Raw genomic sequence first — 24,225 nt, 5'->3', positions numbered from 1 at the left:
CGATCAGGGCATGGATCCGGTCGGCCTGTGCTTCGATCCTGTGTGACAGTCGATCCCCACCGCGTGGTTTTGCTGCGGGGCTGCCAGTCGACGCGGCCAGGGCACACCAGCGAACCGCACTCGCCGGACTGACGCCAAAGCGCTCGGCAGCCTGCCGGCGGGACAGGCCCTTTGAAACCGCCGCGACAACGCGGGCACGTAGATCCAGAGACAGGGTGCGTGACGACATCCAGCGCCGGCCTCCATCCCGGCCGTCATCTTGAATCAGATCACACACAGATTGGGAATCCCAAATGATTCAATCAGCAAAGAAAACGCTCTAGCGAGAAAGACGATCTAACCCTTGTCGAGATCCACGCCCAACTGGCTGAGGACGGCTATCACTTCGCAGTTGGCACGTTGTAGCGTTGTAGCGTTTCTCTGCTCGTCATAAGATTGCCTGAGAAAAAAGACCGCTCACGCGGTGGCGTAAGATCACCCCGACGTCCTGACGGGACGACAGGAGAGCTTCAATGCCAAGCCGGATCTCGACCCGACAAGACTGGTCTTCTTTGATAAAACCGGGGCCTCTACCAACATGGCGTGCCGTTAAGGGCGGCGTCTGCGCGGCCAGAGGCTGCGTTCCGCTGTGCCACACGGTTACCGGAAAACAACGACATTCATCGTCGGGTTGCGATCGACCGGCATCGTAGCGCCCATGGTGCTTGACGGTCCGATCAGCGGCCGCAGCTTCCAGGCCTATGTAGACCATATCCTCGTACCCGGCCTGCGACCCGGTGACATTGCCATCATGGACAATCTGCCCCCCCCATAAAGGTCCCGGCGCTCAGGCCGCTATCGAAGCCGCAGGTGCCGCGCCGTGTGCTATCTCCCGCCTTACAGCCCGAACTTTTATCCCATCGAAAAAGCCTTCCCCGAGCTCAAGGTTCAACTCCTTAAAGCTACTGAACGCACACGCGACGCCTTGTGGGACAGGATCAGCACATTGATCGATCAGGTCTCACCAACAGAATGCGCCAACTTCTTCACCGCCGCTGGCTACGAGCCATATTGAGAGGAAAACACTCTAATTGTCCGTTGCGGGTATGCAAGTATACAATAATATTTACCTTAGTTTTCACTGGCCTATTTGCCAATCGGTGCAGCGTGACGTTGGAAATGCCCCATTTGGAACGCCGGTTGATCTGGGCCGCATGAGTGATCGCCCCCCTCTCAGCAGGGCAATCACACTGACTGTTATGTCCGCAGGTGCCCAACATCCTTGAGCCGTTACGGCGCCTGGCCAATCGCTATGGCACCGTAGAAAGAGCGTTCCTCGGCCCTGTTACGCGGTGTCTCCCACCTTCGCCCCTGAATCTACAAGACTCTCAAGGCAAGCAAACAGTCGATGACCTTGTCGATAAATATCACTTCGCGTCTTCGTAGATAGCAATCGCCTCGATCGCCTTCGCTGCCCAGACTTTTTCGAAGAGCAGCGTTCTACTGTTGTTGATCATGTTGCGCATTGTATAATTTTTAACGCCCCACATGCTGGAATTGGCCATTTCATTATGTTCGGCCAAAAATGGAATTGTGGTCACCACCTTGAGATCTTCGATGTTTTCGAGATAACGATCTATTGTATTGGTATGTACATTCAGATCGCTCTCGTCCCACTGGGCGATGATTTCGAGACTTTTTCGATTATATACGTTGCAAACCATCCCTACGGTGCGATCTGTCAAGACACATTCTATACCATCCACGGTAAAAACGTCTGATATTTGCGCGTCAGTATGCAGATCAGAAATAAATGCAGAAAATACATCCCATTTATAATTGTTTTCATAAACCTTTATGGCGAATTCAAGTATATCCTGAGGGCTCATATCTGAGAATACCGCGTCGTCCTCATGTATCAGGACAAACTCACTGCCTGACTCCAGCAATTTTTTGGCCAAATATTTAAAGCTGTAGGCAGCTCCGATCCAGCCCGGTCGGGCCCGCAAACCCGGGAAGCAATACGTACCATCGGCCGACGCGGCCTTTACGACAGCTCGACGCTCAAATGTTTCCGGGAGGCTCAGTACAACCTTGCTGGCCATGATGTCACTTCGATCACATTGGCTGTAGAAGCGCCGGAAGTTGATTTTATCCAGTCCCAACAGGAGCCGCCCAACGTGGAAGTGGAAGTCGCTCGCAGACTGTCTGTTGGCCTTGACCGGCACTTCATCATTGCTCTCGAGAACAGCCGTCACAGCTTCGACCATAGCATCCACATTACCAGCCTCGGTGAACCGGATACTGTCTCCATATGCTGAAAAGTCATAATCTGTCTGGTCATGAGAGAATTCAGAAACAACAGGTATCCTTAAAGAAAGGACCTCAAAGATCCTCGTACTTTCAAGGGCAGCATTCTCATAATAGTGAATATTGACACACACCTTAGCTTTTACAAGCTCATTGTAGAGATCGATACCGAAACAATTTCCAATTATCTTGACATTGAAATGCTTTTTTATCTCCTCGATGAAGAAACGGCGTCGCGTATTGTTAATATCACCGTAAAATACCACGTCATACTCGGGCTCTGACGCGATTAAATGCTGCCCTTTGGTACGCAAGTAGTTTGTATAATCAGCCATGGCCCCGATGGGCATGTGATAGACCTTGGGATAACTGATCCCCAGGCCATCCAGAAACTTGATACCGTTCTGAGTGTATTCGAGAACAGCAAGGGATTCTCTCAGAACGTTATTGTAACGATCCGTAAACCACCGCGACATCACCGTTTGCTCGAGTTGCACGCAGATACGCCGATCTGCAGGCGGTAAGGTCTCGAACATTTGCGCGCAAACAACGAAATAGAGCGAGGCATCCATGGACTGGGGGGTGTCAGTCGTGATGCTGACATCAAACCCGTACGACATCAACGATGCGGCGAGGGAGTAGGCGACGAACAGGGTATGCGGGGTTGCGATAATGACGATGTCGTTTCTGCTGCCGCCTACGGCGTTAGCCGCTTCATGAGCCGAATGCTGCCCGATCTGGGCAATGGCCGAGTGTTTGCGACGCAGGATTGTGTATATCTTTCCAATTTCTCCGGAACTCAACAGCCCTGCCAACGTCCTGCTTTTTCTCAAGAATAGTTTTACACCGCGCAGTGGCGCTGTACTACGCCAGCTGGTCGAATCATGTATCGTACTGATCTCTGCATCCTTTGCCTGGATTGTATGATCCAGGTTAGCAACATGCTGATCGAGGTACTGGATGTGGGCGTTTTGTCTGTCGATGGCGACATTTTTCCGCCTTAGTTCGTCATCCAGATGATGAATTCGCTGCTTGAATCCCTCGACCTCTCGTCTGAACAGAGCGAAATTTTCTTGGACAAGAAGCGCATCCTTCAAAAGTCCTGCGATCTGAGCCTTACGTAAACGGCTCTCGTTTAACATTGCTTCCAGCGCCACGTCTTTCTCGATGAGACCGTTTTGCTGATTGGCGACCCTTGCCTCTAACTCAGCCTGCCTTGCTTTTGCATCTTGCAGTATCGCAGCAATTTCCTCGCGATTCTGTTTTTGAAGTTCTTCGAGCCGCGCAGCATTGTCCGAACGCTCAGCGAACAAACTCCCGATTGCGTCGCTTTCCCGCTCGCAGAAATAACCAAGACGCGCAAATGCAGTAGCTGCATAATCATAGTCTGGGTTCTCACGCTTGGTCGCATCCAGCCTCAAAAGCATCTCTGAGACGTTTTCGCCGACCAGTACAATGCCCAACCCATTGCTGTGATTAAACCAGAATGAAGGGTATTGCAGTTTTATCTCGTCGAAAAATTTCCAGACCCCAAAATCGCCCTCGTAGACCGTGATGTCATGCAAAAGCACTACGCCGCGACTGGAAAGCTTCGGCAACCACTTAGTGAAATCCTGCTTTACCGCGTCATAAGTGTGCAGGCCGTCAATATGCAAAATATCTATAGTACCATTGCTAAACTTATCGATAGAACTATCGAAAGTTCCTCTTATCAAATTCGAAAATTTAGCAAAATTCTTACGATTGTAATCCTGAACTTCGGCGTAGATATGATCCCCGTAGAAACCACTATGGGTGTCGCCCTGCCAAGTATCGATAGCGAAGGCTTTTGTACTAATATGATTATCTTTGATTGCCTGACAGAAATTGAAGTAGGAATTCCCACGGTAGGTTCCTAACTCCACAAGTGTTTCCGGTCTGACCGTCGCTACGAGCCAGTGCGCAAAAGGTATATGACCTGCCCAAGGGCCTGGATGAGTGATGTAGTAATCATCTTTCAGAGCAGAATGTAGGTCGATCGGGTGCAAGCCCATGAAATCCTCATGCGTCAATATTTGACGCTGATACTGACACAATTCGTCCCACTACGTAAGGCCATGCAACAAATTGCAAAAGATATGTGTCGTGCAACATATCGCTGTTGCGAGCATGGCTTTGCGTATCGCTCATGAACGATAACCCGCAAGTAAGTTACGATTACGCCAACGGTATTAATGCCGAGGCAACAGCTTCGTGATTACTTAAAGATTTCGGCATTAGGGAAAAGTGGCGGAGGGGATGGGATTCGAACCCACGGTACGGCTTGACACCGTACAACGGTTTAGCAAACCGCCGCCTTCAGCCTCTCGGCCACCCCTCCGCCTAGAGGGACGCAGTTTTCACGGCGTTTGCAGAACTGCTTCTAGGGGGATTTGCTCTTCACGTCAAACCCCCCTTTGGCAGATTTTTTACTCTGCGAGCAGCTTGACCAGCAGCTCGTTCACCATGGCCGGATTGGCCTTGCCCTTCATGGCTTTCATGGTCTGCCCGACGAAGAATCCGAACAGCTTGTCCTTGCCGCTCTTGTACTCTGCAAGCTTGTCGGCATGGGTCTGAAGGATACCACGAATCTCGGCCTCGATAGCCCCGGTGTCGGTAACCTGACGCAGCCCCTTGCGCTCGACGATGACCGAAGCCGAATCGCCGGTCTCGAACATGTCCTCAAGCACTTCCTTCGCGATCTTGCCGTTGATCGTCGAATCCGTGATCAGCGCCAGAAGCTCCATGAGCCCCTCAGCCTTGACCGGGCTTGTTTCGATCGTCGCACCCGTCCGGTTCAGTGCTGCAAAGAAATCGCCCAGCATCCACGTGACCGCCAAACGCGGGTCACTGCCCTTGGCCACGGTCTCGTAGAAATCGGCAATCCCCTGCTCTACCGTCAGAACGCCCGACTCATAGCGTGAAATGCCATAGGTTTTTTCCAAGCGCTCGCGCTTGGCCTCGGGCAGTTCGGGAAGAGCAGCGCGAAGGCTCTCAACCCAGTCGCGCTCGATAAGAAGCGGCAAAAGGTCCGGATCTGGGAAGTAGCGATAATCATGCGCGTCTTCCTTTGAACGGAGTGAGCGCGTCTCACTACGCACGTGATCGAACAGTCGTGTTTCCTGATCGACAGTGCCACCGGCTTCCCAGATCTCGACCTGTCGCGCCGCCTCGACTTCGATCGCCTGCATGACATAGCGGATCGAGTTCACGTTCTTGATCTCGCAGCGCGTGCGATATTCCTCGCCCGCCTTGCGTACCGAGACGTTCACGTCGGCACGCATCGAGCCTTCTTCCATGTTGCCGTCACAGGTGCCGAGATAACGCAGGATCTGGCGCAGCTTGCGCAGATACGCCCCTGCCTCTTCCGGCGACCGGATATCGGGCTCGCTCACAATCTCCATGAGCGCCACGCCGGCACGGTTCAGGTCGATGAAAGAGCGCGTAGGGTCCTGATCGTGCATCGACTTGCCGGCGTCCTGCTCGAGATGCAGGCGCGTGACACCGATATGGCGCACAGAGCCATCGGCAAGTTCAATCTCAACCTTCCCCTCACCCACAATCGGGTGAGCGAACTGGCTGATCTGATAACCCTGCGGCAGATCGGCATAGAAATAGTTCTTGCGATCAAACCGGCTCATCAGATGGATCTGTGCATTCAGCCCCAGCCCTGTCCGCACGGCCTGAGCCACACATTCCTGGTTGATGACCGGCAGCATGCCGGGAAAGCCCGCGTCGATCAGGCTGACATGGGTGTTGGGCTCGCCGCCATATTCGGCCGAGGCACCGGAGAACAGCTTGGCATGGCTGATGACCTGGGCATGGACTTCGAGCCCGACCACGATCTCCCAGGGGCCTGTTGTGCCTTCAATGATATAGCCGCTCATGCGATTGCTCCCGCATGCAAAGCAGGCCTGTGCGTGAAGCCCGCTGCCTTTTCCATGACACGCCCGGCGGCGAACAATGTCTCTTCCTCGAAATAGCGGCCGATCAGCTGCAAGCCGAGCGGCAGACCATCATGGTCCAGCCCGGCCGGCAGAGACAGCGCAGGCACGCCCGCCATGCTGGCTGGAACGGTGAAGATGTCGTTCAGATAAATCTGCACCGGATCGGTCGGACGTTCGGAGTGGGCAAAAGCAGCCGAAGGCGCGGTTGGCGTCAACAGCACATCGACGTTCTCGAACGCGCTGAGGAAGTCGCGCTGGATGAGCGTACGCACCTTCTGCGCACGCAGGTAATACGCGTCGTAATAGCCAGAAGAGAGCACATAGGTGCCCATCAGGATACGACGGCGGACCTCCTCACCAAAGCCAGCGTGACGCGTGGCTTCGTAAAGTTCATCGAGTGTACCAGCGTCAACGCGCTCGCCGAAACGGACGCCGTCATAGCGTGCCAGGTTCGAGGAAGCTTCGGCCAGTGCCACGATATAATAGGTCGGCAGGCCGTATTTCGTGTGAGGAAGCGAGACATCGACAATCTCGGCGCCTGCATCACGCAGCCAGGCGATACCCTGATCCCACAGAGCCTGAATGTCCGCAGGCAGCGTATCCGGGCGATACTCGCGCGGAATACCAACCCTGAGACCCTTCACACCACGCTCGAGCGCATCCTCATAACGCGGCACAGGGCGATCGACGGAGGTGCTGTCCTTCGCATCGAACCCAGCCATGGATTCCAGCATGATGGCGCAATCTTCCATCGTGCGCGCCATCGGCCCGGCCTGATCGAGCGAGCTGGCAAAGGCAATCGTGCCAAAGCGCGAGCAGCGACCATAGGTCGGCTTGATGCCCGTAATACCGCAATAGGCTGCGGGCTGACGAATGGAACCACCCGTATCCGTGCCCGTCGTGCCAAGCACAAGGCCAGCGGCAACGGCAGCAGCAGACCCGCCGGAAGACCCGCCGGGAACCAGCTTGTCGTCAGAGCCCTTGCGGCGCCACGGATTGACCACCGGGCCGAAAGCCGACGTCATGTTGGTCGACCCCATCGCGAACTCGTCGAGATTGGTCTTGCCAACGAAGATCGCCCCGTCGGCCAGAAGGTTTGACGTGACCGTGCTTTCATAGGGCGGCACGAAATTACGCAGGATATTGCTCGAAGCCGTGGTGCGCACACCATTGGTGCAGAACAGATCCTTGATGCCCAGCGGCAGGCCACAAAGTGAGGGCGCATTGCCCGTGGCCAGCAAGGCATCGGCAGCACGGGCCGACGCGCGGGCCTGATCTGCTGTAACGGTAACAAAGCTGTTGATTTCACCGTCAAGCTTGTCGATCGCGTTCAGGAAATGATCGGTCAGTTCGACGGCAGACAGGCGACGCTCCCTGAGAGCCTTTCGCGCAGAGGCGAGGGTCAGATCATGCATCACTCAACAACCTTGGGAACAGTGAAATAGGGACCGACAGAGTCGGGCGCATTGGACAGCACAGCGTCGCGCTTGTCGCCATCGGTCACAGCGTCTTCACGCAGGCGCGGCATGGCCAGACCGGTGCCAATCATTGGGGGCACATCGGTAATGTCGACTTCGTTCAGTTGCTCGACCCAGCCCAGGATGCCACTCAGCTCCTGGCGCATGGCTTCGCATTCCTGATCACTCAGGCCAATTCTGGCCAGTTTTGCTATGCGCCTGACTGTGCGCGTTTCCAACGACATAAAGGATCGACTTTCCTGAAAGTGAGCGGATAATCCCGATGGTCCAGAATTTTGCGAGATCATAACGCCTTCCCATGAGTCTGTTCAATCCATACGCCCTGCGCGATGCCCTCCCCCCCGGCTCCCGGCTGCTGGGGCTCGATCCCGGCCAGAAGACAATCGGGCTGGCCCTGAGCGATGTGACGCTCATGCTCGCCTCGCCCTATCTAAGCCTGAAGCGCCGCAAATTTGGCGAGACCGCCGAAGAGATCGGCCGCATTGTGCGCAAGGAAGGCATTGGGGGGTTGATATGCGGGCTGCCGCTTTCGCTCGATGGGTCGTTCGGCCCAGCGGCCCGCTCCGCACAGGACTGGATGACGGAGCTCTCCACCCGGCTCGATTTGCCGGGCTGCTGCTGGGATGAGCGGCTTTCCTCCAGCGCGGTCAATCGTTTCCTTATCCAGGAAGCCGATATGACACGAAAACGCCGGGCGGAAGTGGTGGACAAAATGGCCGCAGCCTACACGCTCCAATCCTGGCTGGATGCTACGGCTCCACAACCTGAATTCGACTGACTGGTGAGCAGAGGCGTGCCTCGTGCAAAGGCACCCCCGGGGCACGTTTCTGTTTCAGATCCCCAGTACGCATCCCGTCTGTTCGCGTATCCGGCGGCAGGCGGATTCATCCTTGCGCAAATCGAGACCGTAGCTCGGTATGATGGCCTCCAGGCGCGTGCGCCATTCCGGCAGGCGGGAAGCGAAATTCTGCTGGACCACCTTCAGGGCTACAGAAGCCGCAATGGAGGCGCCGGGAGAGGCTCCAAGAACCGCAGCAAGGCTGTGGTCCTGCGCGCTCAACACTTCCGTGCCGAATTTCAGTGTCCCACGCCCGTTCTCGCGCTTGATGATCTGTACACGCTGTCCCGCCACGGCGACGCGCCAGTCATGCTGTCGGGCTGACGGGTAGAAATCCTGCAGTGCTGCGAAGCGCGAAGAGGGTTTTTGCAGAACCTGCCCGATGAGATACCGCACAAGATCGCGGTTATCGACCATCACGTCGAACATGGCGCGCGCATTGTCAGTCGTGATCGAGCGCGGCAGATCCGTCCAGCGGCCGGATTTGAGGAATTTGGTCGTGAACCCGGCATAGGGGCCAAACAGCAGATAGGGTCGCCCGCCGATGATGCGCGTATCCAGATGCGGCACAGACATGGGGGGAGAGCCCACGGCGGCCTTGCCATAAACCTTGGCCGTGTGACGCTGGCACAGGTCAAGATTATCAGCGTGCAGGAATAGCCCGCTTACCGGGAAGCCCGCATAACCATGTGCCTCGGGCAGATCGGCACCCTTGAGCAGTTCGAGCGCAGCCCCCCCTGCCCCAACAAAGACGAATCCGGCCGAGACCGTGCGCGTCTCGCCCGTCTCGGTATTCTGCACACTGACACGCCAGCGCGGGTTGCCACCTGTCCCGCGCCCCTCGCAGTCAAGCGCGGTCACCTTGTGGCGGTAATGAACATCTATGCCCGGCTCGTTGCGCAAATTATCGAAAAGGGTGCGTGTCAGTGTGCCGAAATCGACATCGGTACCCTGTTCCACACGTGTTGCTGCCAGCGTTTCGCCGGGACGCCGTCGTGCCATCATGAGCGGCGCCCACTCCGCTATCTGAGCCGCATCCTCGCTATAGGCCATGGTGTCGAAGCAATGATGACGCACCATGGTCTCGTACCGCGCGCGCAGGAAGGCAACATTCTCCTCGCCACGCACGAAGCTCATATGCGGACAACGCCGGATGAACGACGACGGATCAGTGATCCAGCCTTTCTCTACCAGATGCGTCCAGAGCTGACGGGACAGATCGAACTCCGTGTTCACGTCCAGCGCCTTGGCCATGTCGATACTGCCATCGGGGCGACGCGTGGTGTAGTTCAGTTCGCAATAGGCAGCATGACCCGTCCCCGCATTATTCCATGCTTCGGAACTCTCCTTGGCGCATGAATCGAGCGCCTCGAAAACGCTGATCGTCAGGCTTGGGTCAAGCGACCGGATGAGGGCTGCGAAGCTCGCGCTCATGACACCGGCACCGATCAGGACGATATCGGGGCGTTCTTGGCAGGTCTGGGACATGAGGCAGCTCTTCCAGTCTTGTGACGACGTATCAGGCACATCCACGCCAGGCTTTCAACCTGACAGCAGAGTGCGAATGCTCTTCAAACACAGCTTGATAGCATCAATCGAGCCCCCGGGGGCCGGATCAGCCGGAGTTGATCAGCCGATACAACGATTATCACATGATTTGCGATACGCCCTGAACGCGCTGACAAGCTGAATGATCCCCGAGAGCGCATTTTCCAACCGGGCTCTGAGCGACGCAAAGTCCGGGGATGGACGTATGGTGGGCTCATCAAGATAAAGACGACGGCTGATCTCGACCTGAACCACATGGACCTGCCGATCAGGCGTGCCATAGCGCTCAGTGATGTACCCTCCGGCATAAGGCCGGTTCCGGCCAACAGAGAACCCCTGCGAACCCAACCGATGCGCGAGCCCCTCGACAATTTCAGCCGCACAACTCGTGCCATGCAGGTCGCCCAGAATGATGTCCGGCAGGCGGAGGTGGGGAATGGTCGGCATCGAGTGAAGGTCCAGCAGGACACAAGTCCCGAACCGGCTCACGCACCGTTGAGTCATGCCCTCAAGCGCCTCGTGGTAGGGCAACCAGCACGAAGCGATTCGCTGCGTCGCCTCGGACACCGGCAGCTGATAACGATAGATCCCCCGCCCCGGCCCCGCGATACGCGCCATCATACCGAGCCCACTACGCACCTTGGCTGTGTTTGTCACACTCCCCTCGGGCAGACGCTCGCGAAACATGCCGGGATCGAGCTCCCAGGCGTAGCGATTTACATCGCAATACGCCCGGGGAAACTGGGCACAGAGCAACGGTATTCCCCATGATGGAGCGGCCTCAAACAGCAGATCGACATACGCATCCTCACTGCGGCGCAGGGAGACAAGATCCAGGCGGGACTGCCTGAGAAAGCTCTGAGGATAAGCACGACCGGAATGGGGCGACGCCAGAATGAGTGGCGCCACGGGCTCGGCCACATCATGAAGCAAAAAACTGTTGGAAAGACAGAGCTCTGGCTCCCATGACGCGCTCTGGATCATTTTTTTTCCGCTACGGTGATTTTTTTAGAAAACCCATCTTGCCAGCCCCGTCAACGTCCGCTAAAAGGCCGCTCACGGACCGGATGGGCGCATAGCTCAGCGGTAGAGCACTACCTTGACATGGTAGGGGTCACAGGTTCAATCCCTGTTGCGCCCACCATCCGGTCCGTTGATTATCTCCTAAAATAAGCTATTTATTCTGTGAGCAGATCAAGCAATTTACAGATCAGCTCTGGACGGCATACTCATACAGGATGAGCGCTGCCAGACGCTCCTGCGTCCTCGCTTATGCTCGATCTGCGGCAGAGCGTAGAAATAATCAACAGGCGAGCCTGTGCCCACAAAAGTAGCCTTGCCGGGATGCCCCAAACAGCGCGCTCTTGCTACGATGACTCCCCCTGCCGGCACCGAATATGTCGTTCATCCTGGATATCAGGCTGAAAGCCAGAACAGATAGCGACAGAACTCGGTAATTTCAGGATTCAGTCGCAGGAATTGCACTTGTCGCCTCAAAGAAAGGCAATTGTCGGCAATTTCTTCTTTCGGTGACCAAACATCGCCTCGACTTTATGCCGTCGGTGAATGCAGGCGTCATGGTGCGGAATTGGCGCTTTTCGACTCTTTGTCGCCAAGATGGAGGGGGCGTTCAAACGCCCAACCAGCATTTGCCTAACACGATTGTTGTCCTGACGTAGATTGCCGATCAGGGACCGAGCGGTTGCACATGCGACATGACAAAGCCGTGGTCATAAGGCCATGTGCCTGGCCTTCGAGGCGCAGACGAGCCGCCATATGCTGCACCCTGAGATAAAAGCTGTCGATCATCAATTCGTCCCGGACGTAAGCCCTGTTGTCAGGGCGGAAAAATCTGGACGAACGCACCAGGATGCCTCCCGCGGGTAGCGCTCAACCTGCCCTAATGATCCACATTCCAGACCAGAAGAGTGCGTAAGATACGGCCGCAGAATGTGCCTCCTGCTTCCGGGAGACCTTTCCTTATCGCGATAGGTTCAGCCGGATCATGAAATCGTCAGACATCGATGGATGTGCGCATCACATACGGCAGTATAGCGATCACCAGACGACGAACAGGTCCGATTTTTTCTCCTCATATCTCCCAGGGTCAACAATGCATTGCAGCACCTCAACCGTCATCAGACAGTTAACGTTCTGGGTATGCAATGTATTATCAACGCGTCAGCATAAACTGACTCACCATTTACCACACTTAGATGAAAAAAATTTCGTGTGATGGAAAGAGCGAATTGCCTCACCGGCTGCGACGCAAGATAAAAATTTAATCTTTCTCCTACTAAAAAAGGCTTGCAGTCCGATCGTCAAAGTTCGTTAATAACCGAAGCGTCTTACCTCAATAATAATAACACCCATCAAGCAGGTCCCATGCTGAAAAACTCGTTCGTCATTCTGTCTGCGCTCATAGCCTGGGCAACCTCATCCCTCATCGTGGCACTGGGTATGCCCAATCTTGCCTCTTTGACCGATGGTCTGGACATGATTGGGGAAGCGCTCTTCACTGTTGGTATCCTGCTGATGTTCGTGCGCCTGGCACTCAATTCCTATCGCCACAGTGTGAATACACGTAGCACCATAGGTCATACGAGGCAGAGCTAACCCGTCCTCCTGCCTCGGCTTGCATAGGGTCCAGGCCGAGACGGGGCGTGAGTGATCTCGTGGCGTGCCTCAGCGCCTCAAGAAAACCTGATCACGGCAGACCCGACAGTTTTGCGTTGGCTCAAGCCAGACCGCGTGACATGCGCTAAACCATTGTCACACCTCGCAGAACGACGGAAATAGACTCAGCAGGCGTGTTCCCACCGGAGATCTCCGCAGTCCCGTCGATGAAACGAGGCCGCACCGCCTGGCCGTAGCGGCGAATCTGTTACGCGCTACGCAGGCGGCCGAAGCGGGTCTGATTGACTATGGAGTTCCCACTGCCCATGTCCAGCTACGTCCCTCATCGTGAAAACAAAACGAGGAACATGTCGCTTCACGATATTTTCCCCGATCATCACGCTCTGATGCGCGCTCTCGTCTCCAAGGCATCGGAGCTCGGTCCGGTACCTTATGCCATTGTCTGGCCATGCAGCGGCCATGCTCTGCGCGGCGCCGTTGAGGCAGCACGTCATCGTATCATCACCCCGCTCCTGGTCGGGGATCGCGCCGAAATCGAGAGCGTAGCGCGCAAGACCGACCTGGATATCACCGGCCTGCGGATCGAGCAGGCGGGTGATGAGGCCAGCGCTGTAACGCAGGCAATTGCCCTGGTTCATGCTGGCGAGGCCCACGGCCTCACCAAGGGAAGCCTCCATACCGATACCTTCATGGCGGGCATCATCAGGCAGGAGAGCGGCCTGCGCACGAAGCGGCGCATGAGCCATGTGTTTTGCATCAACGTGCCTGATTATCCTGACCTGCTTCTTGTTTCCGATGCCGCGATCAATATTGCTCCGGATCTGATCACCAAGCGTGACATCGTACAGAATGCCATCGATCTGCATCACGCACTTGGTCTCGGCACGCCGCGCGTTGCCCTGCTATCTGCGGTCGAGACCATCAATACAAAAATCCAGGGGACCCTCGACGCGGCAAGCCTCTGCAAGATGGCAGACCGCAAGGAAATCACGGGAGGTGTGCTCGATGGCCCGCTGGCCATGGATGTCGCAGTCAGCAGTGATTCAGCCAAGATCAAGGGCGTGGTGTCTGAGGTGGCCGGTCAGGCGCAAGTTCTCGTTGCCCCCGATCTGGAGTCAGGGAACATCCTCGTCAAAAGTCTTGCGTTCCTCGGCAAATCGGCGACATCGGGCATCGTCATGGGCGCCAGGGTACCGGTCCTGCTGACGAGTCGGGCAGATGATGCAACGGCGAGACTGGCCTCCGCTGCGATCGGGGCCCTCTACGCCCGCTATCTGGACAGCAACCGCGGTCAATAACGCTACTGCCGATCATTATCCCCGACCCTGCGAAGGGTCGGGGAGGAAGACGTCACAGGTTTTGCGCCAACCAGCCTTCCTGCGGAAGGGTGAAGCCGTGCCATGCGGCGGCACCCATTTCCATGCTGTTGTGGGGCACATATTTCATGACCATTAGTTTGGCGCCTTCTGGCAACAGCTTGGCCAGTACATCGCGCAAATCGGCGATGATCAGGTTTGACGTGACGAGCCAGAAATTGTCGATCTCGTGAAATCCCTCGCTGAAGCTCGCCAGCTTCTGTTCAAGCGCTGCGTAATCCTGACCCGGCAAACGCTCATAGGCGACGATATAGGTAGTCAATCTACAGATGTCCTTGCGTTGCGGACCGGGAGCAAGCCGGCCTCTACGTCATTTTCGGGGAACAGTAACCCTTCCCTCACAAAATCATGACAGTTACGTGAAATATTTGCCACAACACTGCCGTGTTTAACGTATGTGTGCAGCATTGAGGAGTAAGTTCAATGACGATTTTCGAGCACTACTGGCAAAGCGTCAAAGCCTGGCTACGGGGGCTTTTCACGAAAGATCTGCACCTCCGCGGGGCATGACGCTGCCTGGACCCATATAAGAGCCCGGCGGCGGGCGGTCGATCGGCGGGGATATGGCCTCGGCGCTGGGCCAGGCCTCCTCACCCGGACGCGGGGGGACCATCGCAAAGCGCGAGCGGGGCAGCGCTTCGGGACACTCGGCTCTCATGCGCAGAATGATCTTCTCGCGGATATCACAGCGCAGATCCCAGCTTTGCAGCGCATTGCGTGCACTGGCGATGATGCGAATCTTCAGTGTCTGCGCATCGCAATCCGCTACCTGACAATCAAACACCTTTCCGTCCCACAGCGGACAGGTCTTGATGATCTCAGCGAGAAAGCCCCTTATCGTCTCAATGGGGGCTTCATAATCCACGTAGAGAAAGACGACACCAATGATGGCAGCGGAGTTGTGGGTCCAGTTCTCGAACCGGTTTTCGAGAAAATAGGAGATCGGCACGATGTGACGTCGCCAGTCCCATACACGCAGTACGACATAGGTCGAGGTAATCTCCTCCACCCACGCCCAGTCGCCATTGATGATAATCAGATCTTCCATACGAATGGGCTGGGTGATGGCAATCTGTACGCCGGCAAGCAAATTCGTCAGCAGGCCGCGGGCCGAAAGACCAACGACCAGTGAGGCGGCGCCCGCCGAAGCAAACAATGAGACGCCATACTGACGGACCGAATCGAAGGTCATCAACGCTGTGGCGACCGTCACGATACCCACCAGAATTTCGGCCAGGCGGCGCAAGACCCTGATCTGCGTCTGATGCGTACGGATCATGATGTCATCGACATGATCCCGCGCCGTGATTTTCTGAAGATAAGCCTCGGTCATGATACGGAAGGCGACAATGGCAGCATAACCCACCATCAGGATGCCAATAAAGAGAAGCAGCTTCTGCAGAAGCTGTGTCGTCTCCCAGGTGAATCCCGAAGCCGCAGGCAGAGCCGAGAGCAGAACCGCCAACACGACCATCACACGCACGGGACGACGCATGGCCAGAATGATTTTGCGCAGCACCGCCTCTTCGCGATGGCCAAAGATACGCAGGATAACGACTGAAACGAGCTTGCTGGCATAAAACGCCACGGTGGCCAGCACCACGAGCATGAGAACGGAGACAAGCTGCGCCGGCAACCAGTCGAAATAGGCGCGCAGGGCGAAAAGAGAGCTTAAAAACTGCTGCTTCAAAGTGGATATCCAGATCCTTGAGAGGGATGAGGAGCGCCGAGCCAGCCGCCCCGGCACCGTGGGGCAACCCGTTGACATACCATGCCACAGACTGCCCACCGGGTAAAAACACGATCCGCGCAAAAACCTCCCGGCAGAGTGTTGACACATCCGCCCAACCCTTTTAATTCCACGCCCACCGGTCGCGATGGCGGCGTAGCTCAGCGGTAGAGCAGGGGAATCATAATCCCTTGGTCGGCGGTTCAAATCCGTCCGCCGCTACCATCCGACCGGTAATTCCCTACATGGACATCCATCGCCTTCCTGCCTAAATGACGCTTATGAAAGCGCCACTTGCAGCGGTCACGATGGTTTATAACGAACCGGTTTTTCTTCCGGTCTGGCTACGCCATTATGGCAACATGGTTGGCTTGCAGCGCTGCTATGTTATCGACCATGGGTCGGATGATGGCTCTACAACCTCGATCGGTGCCAATCGCCTGCAAATCCCTCGCTCTGCGCAGGATGATGCCAGACGTGCGCGCGCCATCAGCGCTGTCTGCGCCGGGCTGCTCGAATGGTATGATACAGTTCTGTATTGCGATGTCGACGAGATGGTCGTGGCAGATCCCGCCTGTTTCGGCTCTCTTATGGACCTGTCAGAAGCCCGTCAGGCCCCATGTCTGACCGCTACGGGGTTCGATGTCCTGCACAAGGCCGACATGGAACCATCAGTCGACTTTACACGCCCTATTTCAGAGCAACGTCGCCTGCTGCGCTTCTCAGCCGCCATGTGCAAGCCGTGCCTGATCAGATCCCCCGTGACATGGTCTCCGGGCTTTCACAGCGTACAGGAAAGCCTCCCTAGCCCCGATCCGGCGTTGATGCTGTTTCATCTGCGCTACAGCGATCTGAATGCCGGGCTGGACCGACTGCGTCGCACCCGTACCCAACCCTGGTGCAGCGACAATGCGGGGAGCCACCAACGTATGGCGGATAATGCCTGGAAGACCATGCTGGCCTCCATGGCCGGGTTAACAGAAGAGGGCTCAACGCTCGAAAGCAATGACCCCACCCTGCTTACGTGGCGAGAGAGAATCAATCGTGAGGCACCGGATCGAGTTCACGACCCCTACCCTATCGACCTGAGCCTGTCGGGCGATCGTCTATGGCCCCTGCCCGAAAGGTTCAGGGGCCTGTTCTAAACGGATCGAGCCAGAATTACTCAGCCGTTTCCTCAACGACTTCCTCAGATTCACCTTCAGCACCGGACTCATCGCCCTGACGGCGGTCATCCTGATCCTGCTGGGCGCGGGCGCGCTGCTGGTGACGCTCCTGGCGCTCCATCTGGCTCTGCTGCGCCGCCTGGGTCATGGCGTTGAGAATACGGAAATAATGCTCGGCATGCTGGAAGTAGGCTTCTGCCAGGATACGGTCACCCGTGCCCGTCGCATCACGACCAAGTTGGAGATACTTCTCGAAAAGCTGCTGGGCCGTACCGCGCACACGCATATCGGGGCCATTGCTGTCGAACACGTGGTTACGGTTCAGGGGCGTCTGGCCATTTGAATGACGCGACCCGCCACCGCTCGGACGATGGTGACGGCTTCTCATACGTTTCATATTCATGGATCCGCGTAGCACTTTCGTATTCGCAATCCCGACCCGGCAGAGCACAGGTTCGGCGTGATTGCAGGGAATGAATGACCCTTGGTTTGTCTATTGCAGGCCGGATTACAGGATCAGGCCACTACTCCGCACAGCCCGATCACGAGGATCATTGCGAAATCGCGGAAAACGGCCTGTTCTGCCGATGAGTACACCGGTGATCTCAACAGACCGATCAACGCAAGCTAGCAAGTTTGGAACACACTGCCAATGGTTTTTCCTGCAAACCCGCCAGAGAGATCATACAGGCTCGAAGCAAAGGGCACGAATGATCCCCCCAAGATCTCGTCTCGCCTCACGCAGCGACAGTCCCTGCCCTGCCCCAAGCGCTGTGACGTCATCCTCCTGTCCTTGCCCAATTTCCAGAACAAGCAACCCACCCGGTGCAAGATGGCGCGACATCTGACGCATGATCGCCCGATACGCCTCCAGCCCATCATCGCCGCCCACAAGAGCGCGCATGGGCTCATGATCACGCACCTCTGGCATCAATCCGGCAATATCGGCCGCCGGAATATAAGGCGGATTGCTGAGGATGATCTCAAAACGGCCCGTCAGTGCATCGGTCCAGCTGCCAGCCAGAAAGGCGCTGCGTTGCACCAACCCGTTCCTGATGGCGTTGCGCTGTGCCAGGGCGGCAGCATCCGGAGACAGATCCACCCCGACACCAAAAGAGGCCGTATATTCACTCAGCGCCGCCAGAAGCAGACATCCGGTGCCTGTACCGAGGTCAAGCACATGCTGCGGCTTGTCCCGGTCGGGTCTCAAATCGAGCAAGGCCTCGATCAGCGTCTCGCTGTCACCACGCGGGATAAGCGTATGGGGCGACACGTCCAGGGTCAGGTTCCAGAACCCGGCCTCTTCCTCGATCAGCGCCATAGGCACCCGCGCGCAACGGCGCGTGACGCCCGATTCCAGTCTGGCCATTGCGGAGACCGGTACGACGTCTCGTGTCAGGAGCGCAGAGGCATCACAGGCAAGCGCCCAGCATACGAGCCGACGCGCCTCCATCCGTGCCGCCTCAATCCCGGCGCTGTCCAGCCGCCTGGCGGTCTCATCAAGAACTTGTCTGAGAAGTGATGGATTACCGCTCACTGCCTACTCCTGAAACGGCTTATGATACGGGGATGAGAAAGATCATGCCCCTGCTGACCGTCTTCGTCATGCTAAGCCCAACCGTCGCACTGGCCGAGAGCTTCACTGTTACAGATGACCGCGCGCCCATAGAAGTGTCTGAGGTTTCACGCCTCTATATCGACGGGTCACTCGCCGCGACCTTCCGCCTCGATGACAAGACACCAAGCCTGACAAAAAAGATCGAAATCCCTCTGGGCCGCGTCAATCATGACTATGCCCTTTGCGGCCAGATCACGGTTATCAACGCCGAAGGACGATCGGAAACCCATCAGGTCAGCAGTCAGGGAACGCTTCATCACCCCGAGGGGCATCACCTGCTCGCCCTGGGCGATGAAAACTTCACTGATTTTTTCCTGCGCGAGCCGAATGATCCCGAGATTGCCAAACATCACCCCGGTCACGCCGATATCTGCGCTTCGCCTGTAAGCTGAGGCTGCAGCCAGCGTCTCTCTCTTACTTCAGTTGAGCCCTTCCGCCGCCAGAAGGGCTGTCTGCTCTTCCTGCGTCAGGGCATCAACAATCTCGTCAAACTCGCCCAGCATAACCCGGTCTATCTTGTGCAGGGTCAGATTGATGCGATGATCCGTCACCCGGCCCTGGGGGAAATTATAGGTCCGGATGCGCTCCGAGCGATCACCGGTGCCAACCTGGGATTTACGATCGGCCGCACGGCTGGCATGCGCTTGGGCACGCTGCATTTCGTAAAGGCGCGCCCGAAGGATCTTCATGGCTTTGGCCTTGTTCTTGTGCTGGCTTTTCTCTTCCTGCATGGCCACCACAATACCGCTAGGCATGTGGGTGATACGCACCGCGCTCTCGGTCTTGTTGACATGCTGCCCACCGGCGCCTGAAGCGCGATAGACATCGATACGCAGATCACCCTCATCAATGGCCACGTCCACCTCTTCCGCCTCCGGCATGATCGCCACAGTCACGGTGGAAGTATGAATACGGCCCTGACTTTCCGTGGCCGGAACACGCTGCACACGATGCACGCCGGACTCGTATTTCAGGCGGGCAAATACCGATCGCCCCGAAATGGTAGCGACGCCTTCACGCAGGCCCGACAGGTCGCTCTCGTCATATTCCATGACCTCGAAGCGCCAGCCATGCAGATCCGAAAACCGTTTATAGGCTCCGAAAAGCTCGGCCGCGAAAAGCGCCGCCTCGTCTCCACCCGCCGCCGGGCGAATTTCGAGAATGGCACTGCGTTCATCGGCCTCGTCACGCGGCAGCAGCGCAAGCCGTACCTGCTGGTGCAGCCCCTCCAGCTGACCCTCGATCTCCATGATCTCGCCTTGCGCAAGTTCACGCATCTCGGGGTCGTCCAGCATGGCCTGAGCGTCCTTGTGGGCGCTTTCCGCACGACGATAGGCGAGGATGGATGACACGACGGGCTCAAGTTCGGCAAACTCGCGCGAGGCCCGCACGAATTCCTCACCCTGTATCTCGCCGCTCGACATGAGGGCCTGCAATTCATCCGACCGGGCGACGATACGCTCCAGCCTGTCATCCAGTGCCACGATTACTGCGCTTTCAGGAAATGATCCGCGAGGGCGTCGAGCGCAATCTCGGTCTGCTCACGCTTGCCCAGATCGCGCACGGTCACGGCACCACGTGCCAACTCGTCCTCGCCCACCAACACCATATGAGCCGCGCCAGACTTCACCACACGCTCCATGCGCTTTTTCAGCGAGGAACGAGTCTCGATCTCGGCAGCGAGACCGGCATTGCGGAGAGTTTGTGCGGCTGTGATGGCGGCAGCAAGCGTTGCCTCACCGGTGGGGAGCACCGCGACAGGACGCGGCTGAACAGGGGCGGCCTCGATCAGCAGCGCCAGACGTTCGATTCCACCTGCCCAGCCGATAGCCGGTGTGGCAGGACCGCCCATCTGCGCGACCAGCCCTTCATAGCGCCCGCCAGCCAGAACAGTGCCCTGCGCGCCCAGACGATCGGTGACGAACTCGAAGGCCGTATGGCTGTAATAATCGAGCCCGCGCACAATATGCGGGTTCTCGACAAAACCGACGCCAAACAGATCAAGCTTACGACGCAGATCATCCCAGAAAACGCGCGATGCCTCGTTCAGATAGGCACCAAATTTCGGAGCCTCCTCCAGAAGCGCCCGGTCCTGCGCTGATTTACTGTCGAGGATACGCAGTGGATTGGCTTCGAGGCGGGCGCGGCTCTCATCCGAAAGCGCGCTCTCATGGGCCTTGAAATAGGCCACGAGGGCCTCACGCCAGGCCTGTCGGCTATCGAGATCACCCAGCGTATTGATTTCAAGCGTCACGGCATCGCCCAGACCCAGCGCCTTGAGTATGGCGTGCGCCATAGCGATGGTTTCGGCGTCCATCAGCGGATCAGTGGCGCCGAGAAGCTCGGCCCCTATCTGATGGAACTGGCGGAAGCGTCCCTTCTGCGGGCGCTCGTAGCGAAACATCGGCCCGTTATAGAACACGCGCTGCGGCAGAGCCTGCGTCAGACCATTGGTCACGAAGGCACGGCAGATCGCCGCTGTTCCTTCAGGGCGCAGGGTCAGGCTGTCGCCGCCGCGATCCTCGAAGGTGTACATTTCCTTGGTCACGACATCCGAGGTATCGCCCAGCGTGCGGGAAAACACGCGCGTATCCTCGAAAATCGGCGTCGACCACTCTTCGTAGCCATAGCGACGTGTGACCTCACGCGCCGTATCCACCACGTGGGCGTGGCGGCGCGCGGCATCGCCAATCAGGTCATGTGTGCCGCGAACAGGCTGCAACTGACTCATGATTCAGGCGCCCGCCAGCGCGGCCTCGGCCTTTTCGACCTCTTCCTGCGCGGCTTTTTCAGCTTCAATCTTCGCCACGCGTTCTTCCACGAGGTCGACGATATGTTCGATCATGTCCTGACCTTCGTTCAGGCGATGATCCTGCTTGCCCGCCGAATAGACCATGTGACGGCCAGCGCCACCACCGGTCACGCCCAGATCGGTCATCAGCGCCTCACCGGGGCCGTTCACGACACAGCCGATGATGGAGAGCGTCAGCGGCGTCTTGATGTGCTGCAAGCGGTCTTCGAGGGTCTGCACCGTCTCGACCACGTTGAAACCCTGACGCGCACAGGACGGGCAGGAAATGATCTTCACGCCACGATGGCGCAGACCGAGCGACTTGAGAATATCCCAGCCAACGAGCACTTCCTCTTCCGGAGGCGCAGAAAGCGAGACGCGCATCGTGTCACCCACGCCTGCCCAGAGCAGATTGCCCAGACCGATGGAGGATTTCACGGTACCCGCGCGCTTCGATCCGGCTTCCGTGATGCCGATATGCAGCGGGTGATCGCACACTTCGGCAAGCTGCTGATAAGCCGCAACCGCCATGAACACATCAGATGCCTTCACGCTGATCTTGAATTCGTGAAAGTCATGGTCCTGAAGGATCTTGGCATGCTCAAGCGCACTCTCGACCAGTGCGTCGGGGTTGGGCTCACCGTATTTCTCGAGCAGGTGCTTCTCAAGCGACCCGGCATTGACGCCGATACGGATGGAACAGCCATAGTCGCGTGCAGCATTCACGACCTCCCGCACACGCTCGGCGCTACCGATATTACCCGGATTGATACGCAGGCAGGCCGCTCCGGCCTTGGCTGCTTCAATCGCGCGCTTATAATGGAAGTGAATATCCGCCACGATCGGCACGTTCACTTCGCGCACGATCTCGGCCAGGGCGGCGGTGCTCTCCTCATCGGGGCACGACACACGAACGATATCCACGCCGGCAATTTCCGACAGACGGATCTGCTCGATCGTTGCCTTGGCGTCCGAAGTAAGCGTGTTGGTCATTGTCTGGACCGATATCGGCGCATCACCGCCGACAGCGACCTTGCCAACATGAATCTGACGGGACTTGCGACGTTCGATATACTGGTAGGGGCGATATCCGCTCATAATCTCGTCTCCGTATCGGTTGACGGTCCCCGGTGGGCGGTGTCAACCGGGGGCTTCGCCGGAACCCTGTTCCAGAACGCCGCCCCGTGTCTGTGTCATGCTGGCCAGAACAAGACGCCCTGAGGCATCGCTTTCTGCCCGTCTCCTGTGAGCACCGTCCGCATTTTACGGCGTCAGGCCTCGTTAGTCGTCCATAGTCTTCTGCAGCAATGCGTGTCGGAAAGGAGGAGAACCTCATGCCCGACAGGCATCGGTGGTGGTGCTTTAGCGCGGCTGAGCCGTCTGTTCCAGTTGTCGCGCGTTGAGGCGGTCAGTTTCCGACTCATGCGACGTACTGGCGGGCGGGCTCGCGCGATGCACCGGTGCCGTAACTTTTGGGGTCGCAGCAGTGTTTTTCAAGTCCGCCGTGGCACTGACGACATCGTTGCCATCATTATGCGTTACCGGGGCCACAGGCGCAGTGCTTGCGGCGATGCCACTGCTATCCTGCCCGAGCTGCCCATCACGGATCGCGTCAGCCGTCACGACGAGGTTACGCCGTACCGCCCCGACACGCCCAAGGGCGGATGTTGTGACATCACCGGCCGAAAGCGTAAGGCCACCCGCATTGCCGAGCGTCATGCGATAAGGCCCGGCATCGGCGGGGCCCTGCCAGGTTTCACCGGATTTGAGCACCCGGCTGAAAACGGTCGCGCCATTCCTGTCACGTATCGACACCCACGCATCGGCGGCGGCATGAAGTCCGATCATGTTGGCAGCCACGCTCGAAATTGGCGTCACCGCACCACCCGGCAAGGGTACTGCGGTCGAAGCAGCGTTCTGCGTCGAGCTACCCTGCCCTGTCGTGCCTTGATCAGCCACCGTCTGGGCGTTTGTGTTCGACCCAGGGCCGATCTGGCCCGGCGTGGGAACAGAACCAGCCGAAGCGGACTGCCCTGAACTGGCCTGTCCGGACTGCGTTCCGGGTGTTGCGCCCTGAGGGCCGGGGCCAAGGGCAGACGGCATTTGCCCTGTCATAGGCGCGCTGGAAACAGGGGGCTGACCGTTTGCCCCCTGCTGCACACTATTGCCGACGGGCGGTTGCGACGTCGCGGCTGAAGGTGCTGTTGGCACAGCGCCGGCCATCCGGGATGACGGCGTCTGAGGCGATGGCGCAAGCCCTTGCTCTGGCATGACGGCTGCAATCTGCGGCGACGTCGTGCCATGTTGCGTCACACCGGGCATGATCTCTGCCACCGGCGGCATCTGATGCGTCGGCGCGGGCTCCGAGCCGAAGAAATGATAATAGCCGATATAGGTCCCGACCAGAACGGCCAGTCCTGCCCCCACCCAGAGACCCACAGGCACCCCGCGCTCCGAGACAGGCTCGGGGAAACTCAGTTCGGTCTTGCGGTCAAAGGCACCGCGGGTATCGTGGCGAAACCGTGCAACGGCCTGATCGGGATCCATGCCCACGGCCTGGGCGTAGGTCCTCAGAAAACCCAAGGCGTAGGCGCTGCCCGGAAAGACCGCCATGTTCCCCTCTTCGAGGGCCAGCAGATAACTCTCGCGGATACGCAACCACCCGGCCACGTCAGGCAGGGCCCATCCGAGCTCCTCACGTCGGGCGCGCAGATCAACCCCGACCCCGCGTGCCCCCTCGCCCGCGCTGCCCTGCCATCCGGGAATACGGTCTGTGGTCTTATCTGGCAT

The 24,225-nt window shown here is 57.7% G+C and carries 21 protein-coding genes and 3 tRNA genes; 8 read left to right on the top strand and 16 right to left on the bottom strand.

What is annotated here, in order from left to right; genetic code table 11:
* Positions 1–229 (bottom strand): helix-turn-helix domain-containing protein (locus tag ACWNRM_RS03480; protein ID WP_485171510.1); only part of this gene is annotated, 229 nt, incomplete at its 3' end.
* A 399-nt stretch (positions 230–628) separates the two neighbouring features.
* On the opposite strand from ACWNRM_RS03480, the gene ACWNRM_RS03475 reads away from it, so the two are divergent.
* Positions 629–814 (top strand): hypothetical protein, encoded by a 186-nt coding sequence (locus tag ACWNRM_RS03475; RefSeq protein ID WP_485169503.1) that lies wholly within the window; start codon positions 629–631, stop codon positions 812–814.
* 592 nt (positions 815–1,406) lie between these two features.
* Here ACWNRM_RS03475 and ACWNRM_RS03470 read toward each other — a convergent pair.
* The 5 genes from ACWNRM_RS03470 to gatC form a co-directional block, all read right to left on the bottom strand.
* Positions 1,407–4,322, bottom strand: coding sequence for a class I SAM-dependent methyltransferase (locus ACWNRM_RS03470; RefSeq protein ID WP_485169502.1), 2,916 nt, complete (start codon positions 4,320–4,322; stop codon positions 1,407–1,409).
* 233 nt (positions 4,323–4,555) lie between these two features.
* Positions 4,556–4,648 (bottom strand) — tRNA-Ser (locus tag ACWNRM_RS03465).
* Positions 4,649–4,736: 88 nt separating this feature from the next.
* Entirely contained in the window at positions 4,737–6,194 is a 1,458-nt protein-coding gene (gene gatB, locus ACWNRM_RS03460; RefSeq protein ID WP_023977420.1) for an Asp-tRNA(Asn)/Glu-tRNA(Gln) amidotransferase subunit GatB, read from the bottom strand.
* A complete protein-coding gene (gatA, locus tag ACWNRM_RS03455) occupies positions 6,191–7,669 on the bottom strand; it encodes an Asp-tRNA(Asn)/Glu-tRNA(Gln) amidotransferase subunit GatA (RefSeq protein WP_485169501.1) in 1,479 nt (492 codons plus the stop codon). The genes gatB and gatA overlap by 4 nt, the downstream gene beginning before the upstream one ends.
* The gene (gatC, locus tag ACWNRM_RS03450; RefSeq protein WP_023977422.1) at positions 7,669–7,956 is read right to left on the bottom strand and encodes an Asp-tRNA(Asn)/Glu-tRNA(Gln) amidotransferase subunit GatC; all 288 of its coding nucleotides are present in this window, start codon (positions 7,954–7,956) and stop codon (positions 7,669–7,671) included. Before gatC ends, gatA begins: the two co-directional genes overlap by 1 nt.
* Positions 7,957–8,030: 74 nt before the next feature.
* On the opposite strand from gatC, the gene ruvX reads away from it, so the two are divergent.
* Complete coding sequence (gene ruvX / locus ACWNRM_RS03445) at positions 8,031–8,510, top strand: Holliday junction resolvase RuvX (RefSeq protein ID WP_485169500.1); 480 nt, start codon at positions 8,031–8,033, stop codon at positions 8,508–8,510.
* 54 nt (positions 8,511–8,564) lie between these two features.
* Here the strand turns inward: ruvX and mqo are convergent, their stop codons facing one another.
* Both mqo and ACWNRM_RS03435 read right to left on the bottom strand, forming a co-directional pair.
* Positions 8,565–10,058, bottom strand: a complete 1,494-nt coding sequence (gene mqo / locus ACWNRM_RS03440) for a malate dehydrogenase (quinone) (RefSeq protein ID WP_485169499.1) — start codon at positions 10,056–10,058, stop codon at positions 8,565–8,567.
* A gap of 141 nt (positions 10,059–10,199) precedes the next feature.
* Positions 10,200–11,102: an N-formylglutamate amidohydrolase gene (locus tag ACWNRM_RS03435; protein WP_485169498.1), complete on the bottom strand. Its 903-nt coding sequence runs from the start codon at positions 11,100–11,102 to the stop codon at positions 10,200–10,202.
* 85 nt (positions 11,103–11,187) lie between these two features.
* On the opposite strand from ACWNRM_RS03435, the gene ACWNRM_RS03430 reads away from it, so the two are divergent.
* From ACWNRM_RS03430 to ACWNRM_RS03420, 3 genes are all read left to right on the top strand, one after another.
* Positions 11,188–11,262 (top strand) — tRNA-Val (locus tag ACWNRM_RS03430).
* A gap of 1,241 nt (positions 11,263–12,503) precedes the next feature.
* Positions 12,504–12,734, top strand: a complete 231-nt coding sequence (locus ACWNRM_RS03425) for a hypothetical protein (protein ID WP_485169497.1) — start codon at positions 12,504–12,506, stop codon at positions 12,732–12,734.
* A gap of 308 nt (positions 12,735–13,042) precedes the next feature.
* Positions 13,043–14,053 carry a bifunctional enoyl-CoA hydratase/phosphate acetyltransferase gene (locus tag ACWNRM_RS03420; RefSeq protein ID WP_485169515.1) on the top strand — a complete coding sequence of 337 codons (1,011 nt, stop codon included), beginning with the start codon at positions 13,043–13,045 and terminating at the stop codon, positions 14,051–14,053.
* 52 nt (positions 14,054–14,105) lie between these two features.
* Here ACWNRM_RS03420 and ACWNRM_RS03415 read toward each other — a convergent pair whose 3' ends face one another.
* Complete coding sequence (locus ACWNRM_RS03415) at positions 14,106–14,393, bottom strand: hypothetical protein (RefSeq protein WP_485169496.1); 288 nt, start codon at positions 14,391–14,393, stop codon at positions 14,106–14,108.
* Positions 14,394–14,609: 216 nt separating this feature from the next.
* On the bottom strand, positions 14,610–15,821 hold the full coding sequence (locus ACWNRM_RS03410; protein ID WP_485169495.1) for a mechanosensitive ion channel family protein: 1,212 nt from the start codon (positions 15,819–15,821) through the stop codon (positions 14,610–14,612).
* Positions 15,822–16,010: 189 nt separating this feature from the next.
* Between ACWNRM_RS03410 and ACWNRM_RS03405 the strand changes: the two genes are divergently transcribed.
* Together ACWNRM_RS03405 and ACWNRM_RS03400 are read left to right on the top strand one after the other, a co-directional pair.
* Positions 16,011–16,085: transfer RNA gene (locus ACWNRM_RS03405), tRNA-Met, on the top strand.
* Positions 16,086–16,141: 56 nt separating this feature from the next.
* A complete protein-coding gene (locus tag ACWNRM_RS03400; RefSeq protein WP_485172150.1) occupies positions 16,142–17,005 on the top strand; it encodes a glycosyltransferase family 2 protein in 864 nt (287 codons plus the stop codon).
* 16 nt (positions 17,006–17,021) lie between these two features.
* Here ACWNRM_RS03400 and ACWNRM_RS03395 read toward each other — a convergent pair whose 3' ends face one another.
* Together ACWNRM_RS03395 and prmC are read right to left on the bottom strand one after the other, a co-directional pair.
* Complete coding sequence (locus ACWNRM_RS03395; RefSeq protein ID WP_485169493.1) at positions 17,022–17,423, bottom strand: DUF4167 domain-containing protein; 402 nt, start codon at positions 17,421–17,423, stop codon at positions 17,022–17,024.
* A 285-nt stretch (positions 17,424–17,708) separates the two neighbouring features.
* Complete coding sequence (gene prmC, locus ACWNRM_RS03390) at positions 17,709–18,563, bottom strand: peptide chain release factor N(5)-glutamine methyltransferase (RefSeq protein WP_485169492.1); 855 nt, start codon at positions 18,561–18,563, stop codon at positions 17,709–17,711.
* Between the two features lie 44 nt (positions 18,564–18,607).
* On the opposite strand from prmC, the gene ACWNRM_RS03385 reads away from it, so the two are divergent.
* Positions 18,608–19,036, top strand: coding sequence for a hypothetical protein (locus ACWNRM_RS03385; protein WP_485169491.1), 429 nt, complete (start codon positions 18,608–18,610; stop codon positions 19,034–19,036).
* A gap of 27 nt (positions 19,037–19,063) precedes the next feature.
* On the opposite strand, the gene prfA is transcribed toward ACWNRM_RS03385, so the two are convergent.
* From prfA to ACWNRM_RS03365, 4 genes are all read right to left on the bottom strand, one after another.
* Positions 19,064–20,128: a peptide chain release factor 1 gene (prfA, locus tag ACWNRM_RS03380; protein ID WP_023977434.1), complete on the bottom strand. Its 1,065-nt coding sequence runs from the start codon at positions 20,126–20,128 to the stop codon at positions 19,064–19,066.
* A gap of 2 nt (positions 20,129–20,130) precedes the next feature.
* Positions 20,131–21,375, bottom strand: a complete 1,245-nt coding sequence (hisS, locus tag ACWNRM_RS03375; protein WP_485169490.1) for a histidine--tRNA ligase — start codon at positions 21,373–21,375, stop codon at positions 20,131–20,133.
* A 3-nt stretch (positions 21,376–21,378) separates the two neighbouring features.
* A complete protein-coding gene (gene ispG / locus ACWNRM_RS03370; RefSeq protein ID WP_485169489.1) occupies positions 21,379–22,533 on the bottom strand; it encodes a flavodoxin-dependent (E)-4-hydroxy-3-methylbut-2-enyl-diphosphate synthase in 1,155 nt (384 codons plus the stop codon).
* Positions 22,534–22,797: 264 nt separating this feature from the next.
* Positions 22,798–24,225, bottom strand: a complete 1,428-nt coding sequence (locus tag ACWNRM_RS03365; RefSeq protein ID WP_485169488.1) for a helix-turn-helix domain-containing protein — start codon at positions 24,223–24,225, stop codon at positions 22,798–22,800.

The sequence above is a fragment of the Asaia sp. A2 genome (assembly GCF_057319415.1).
Note: the sequence above shows the minus strand (reverse complement) of the source record. Positions and strands in the feature narration are given on the sequence as shown.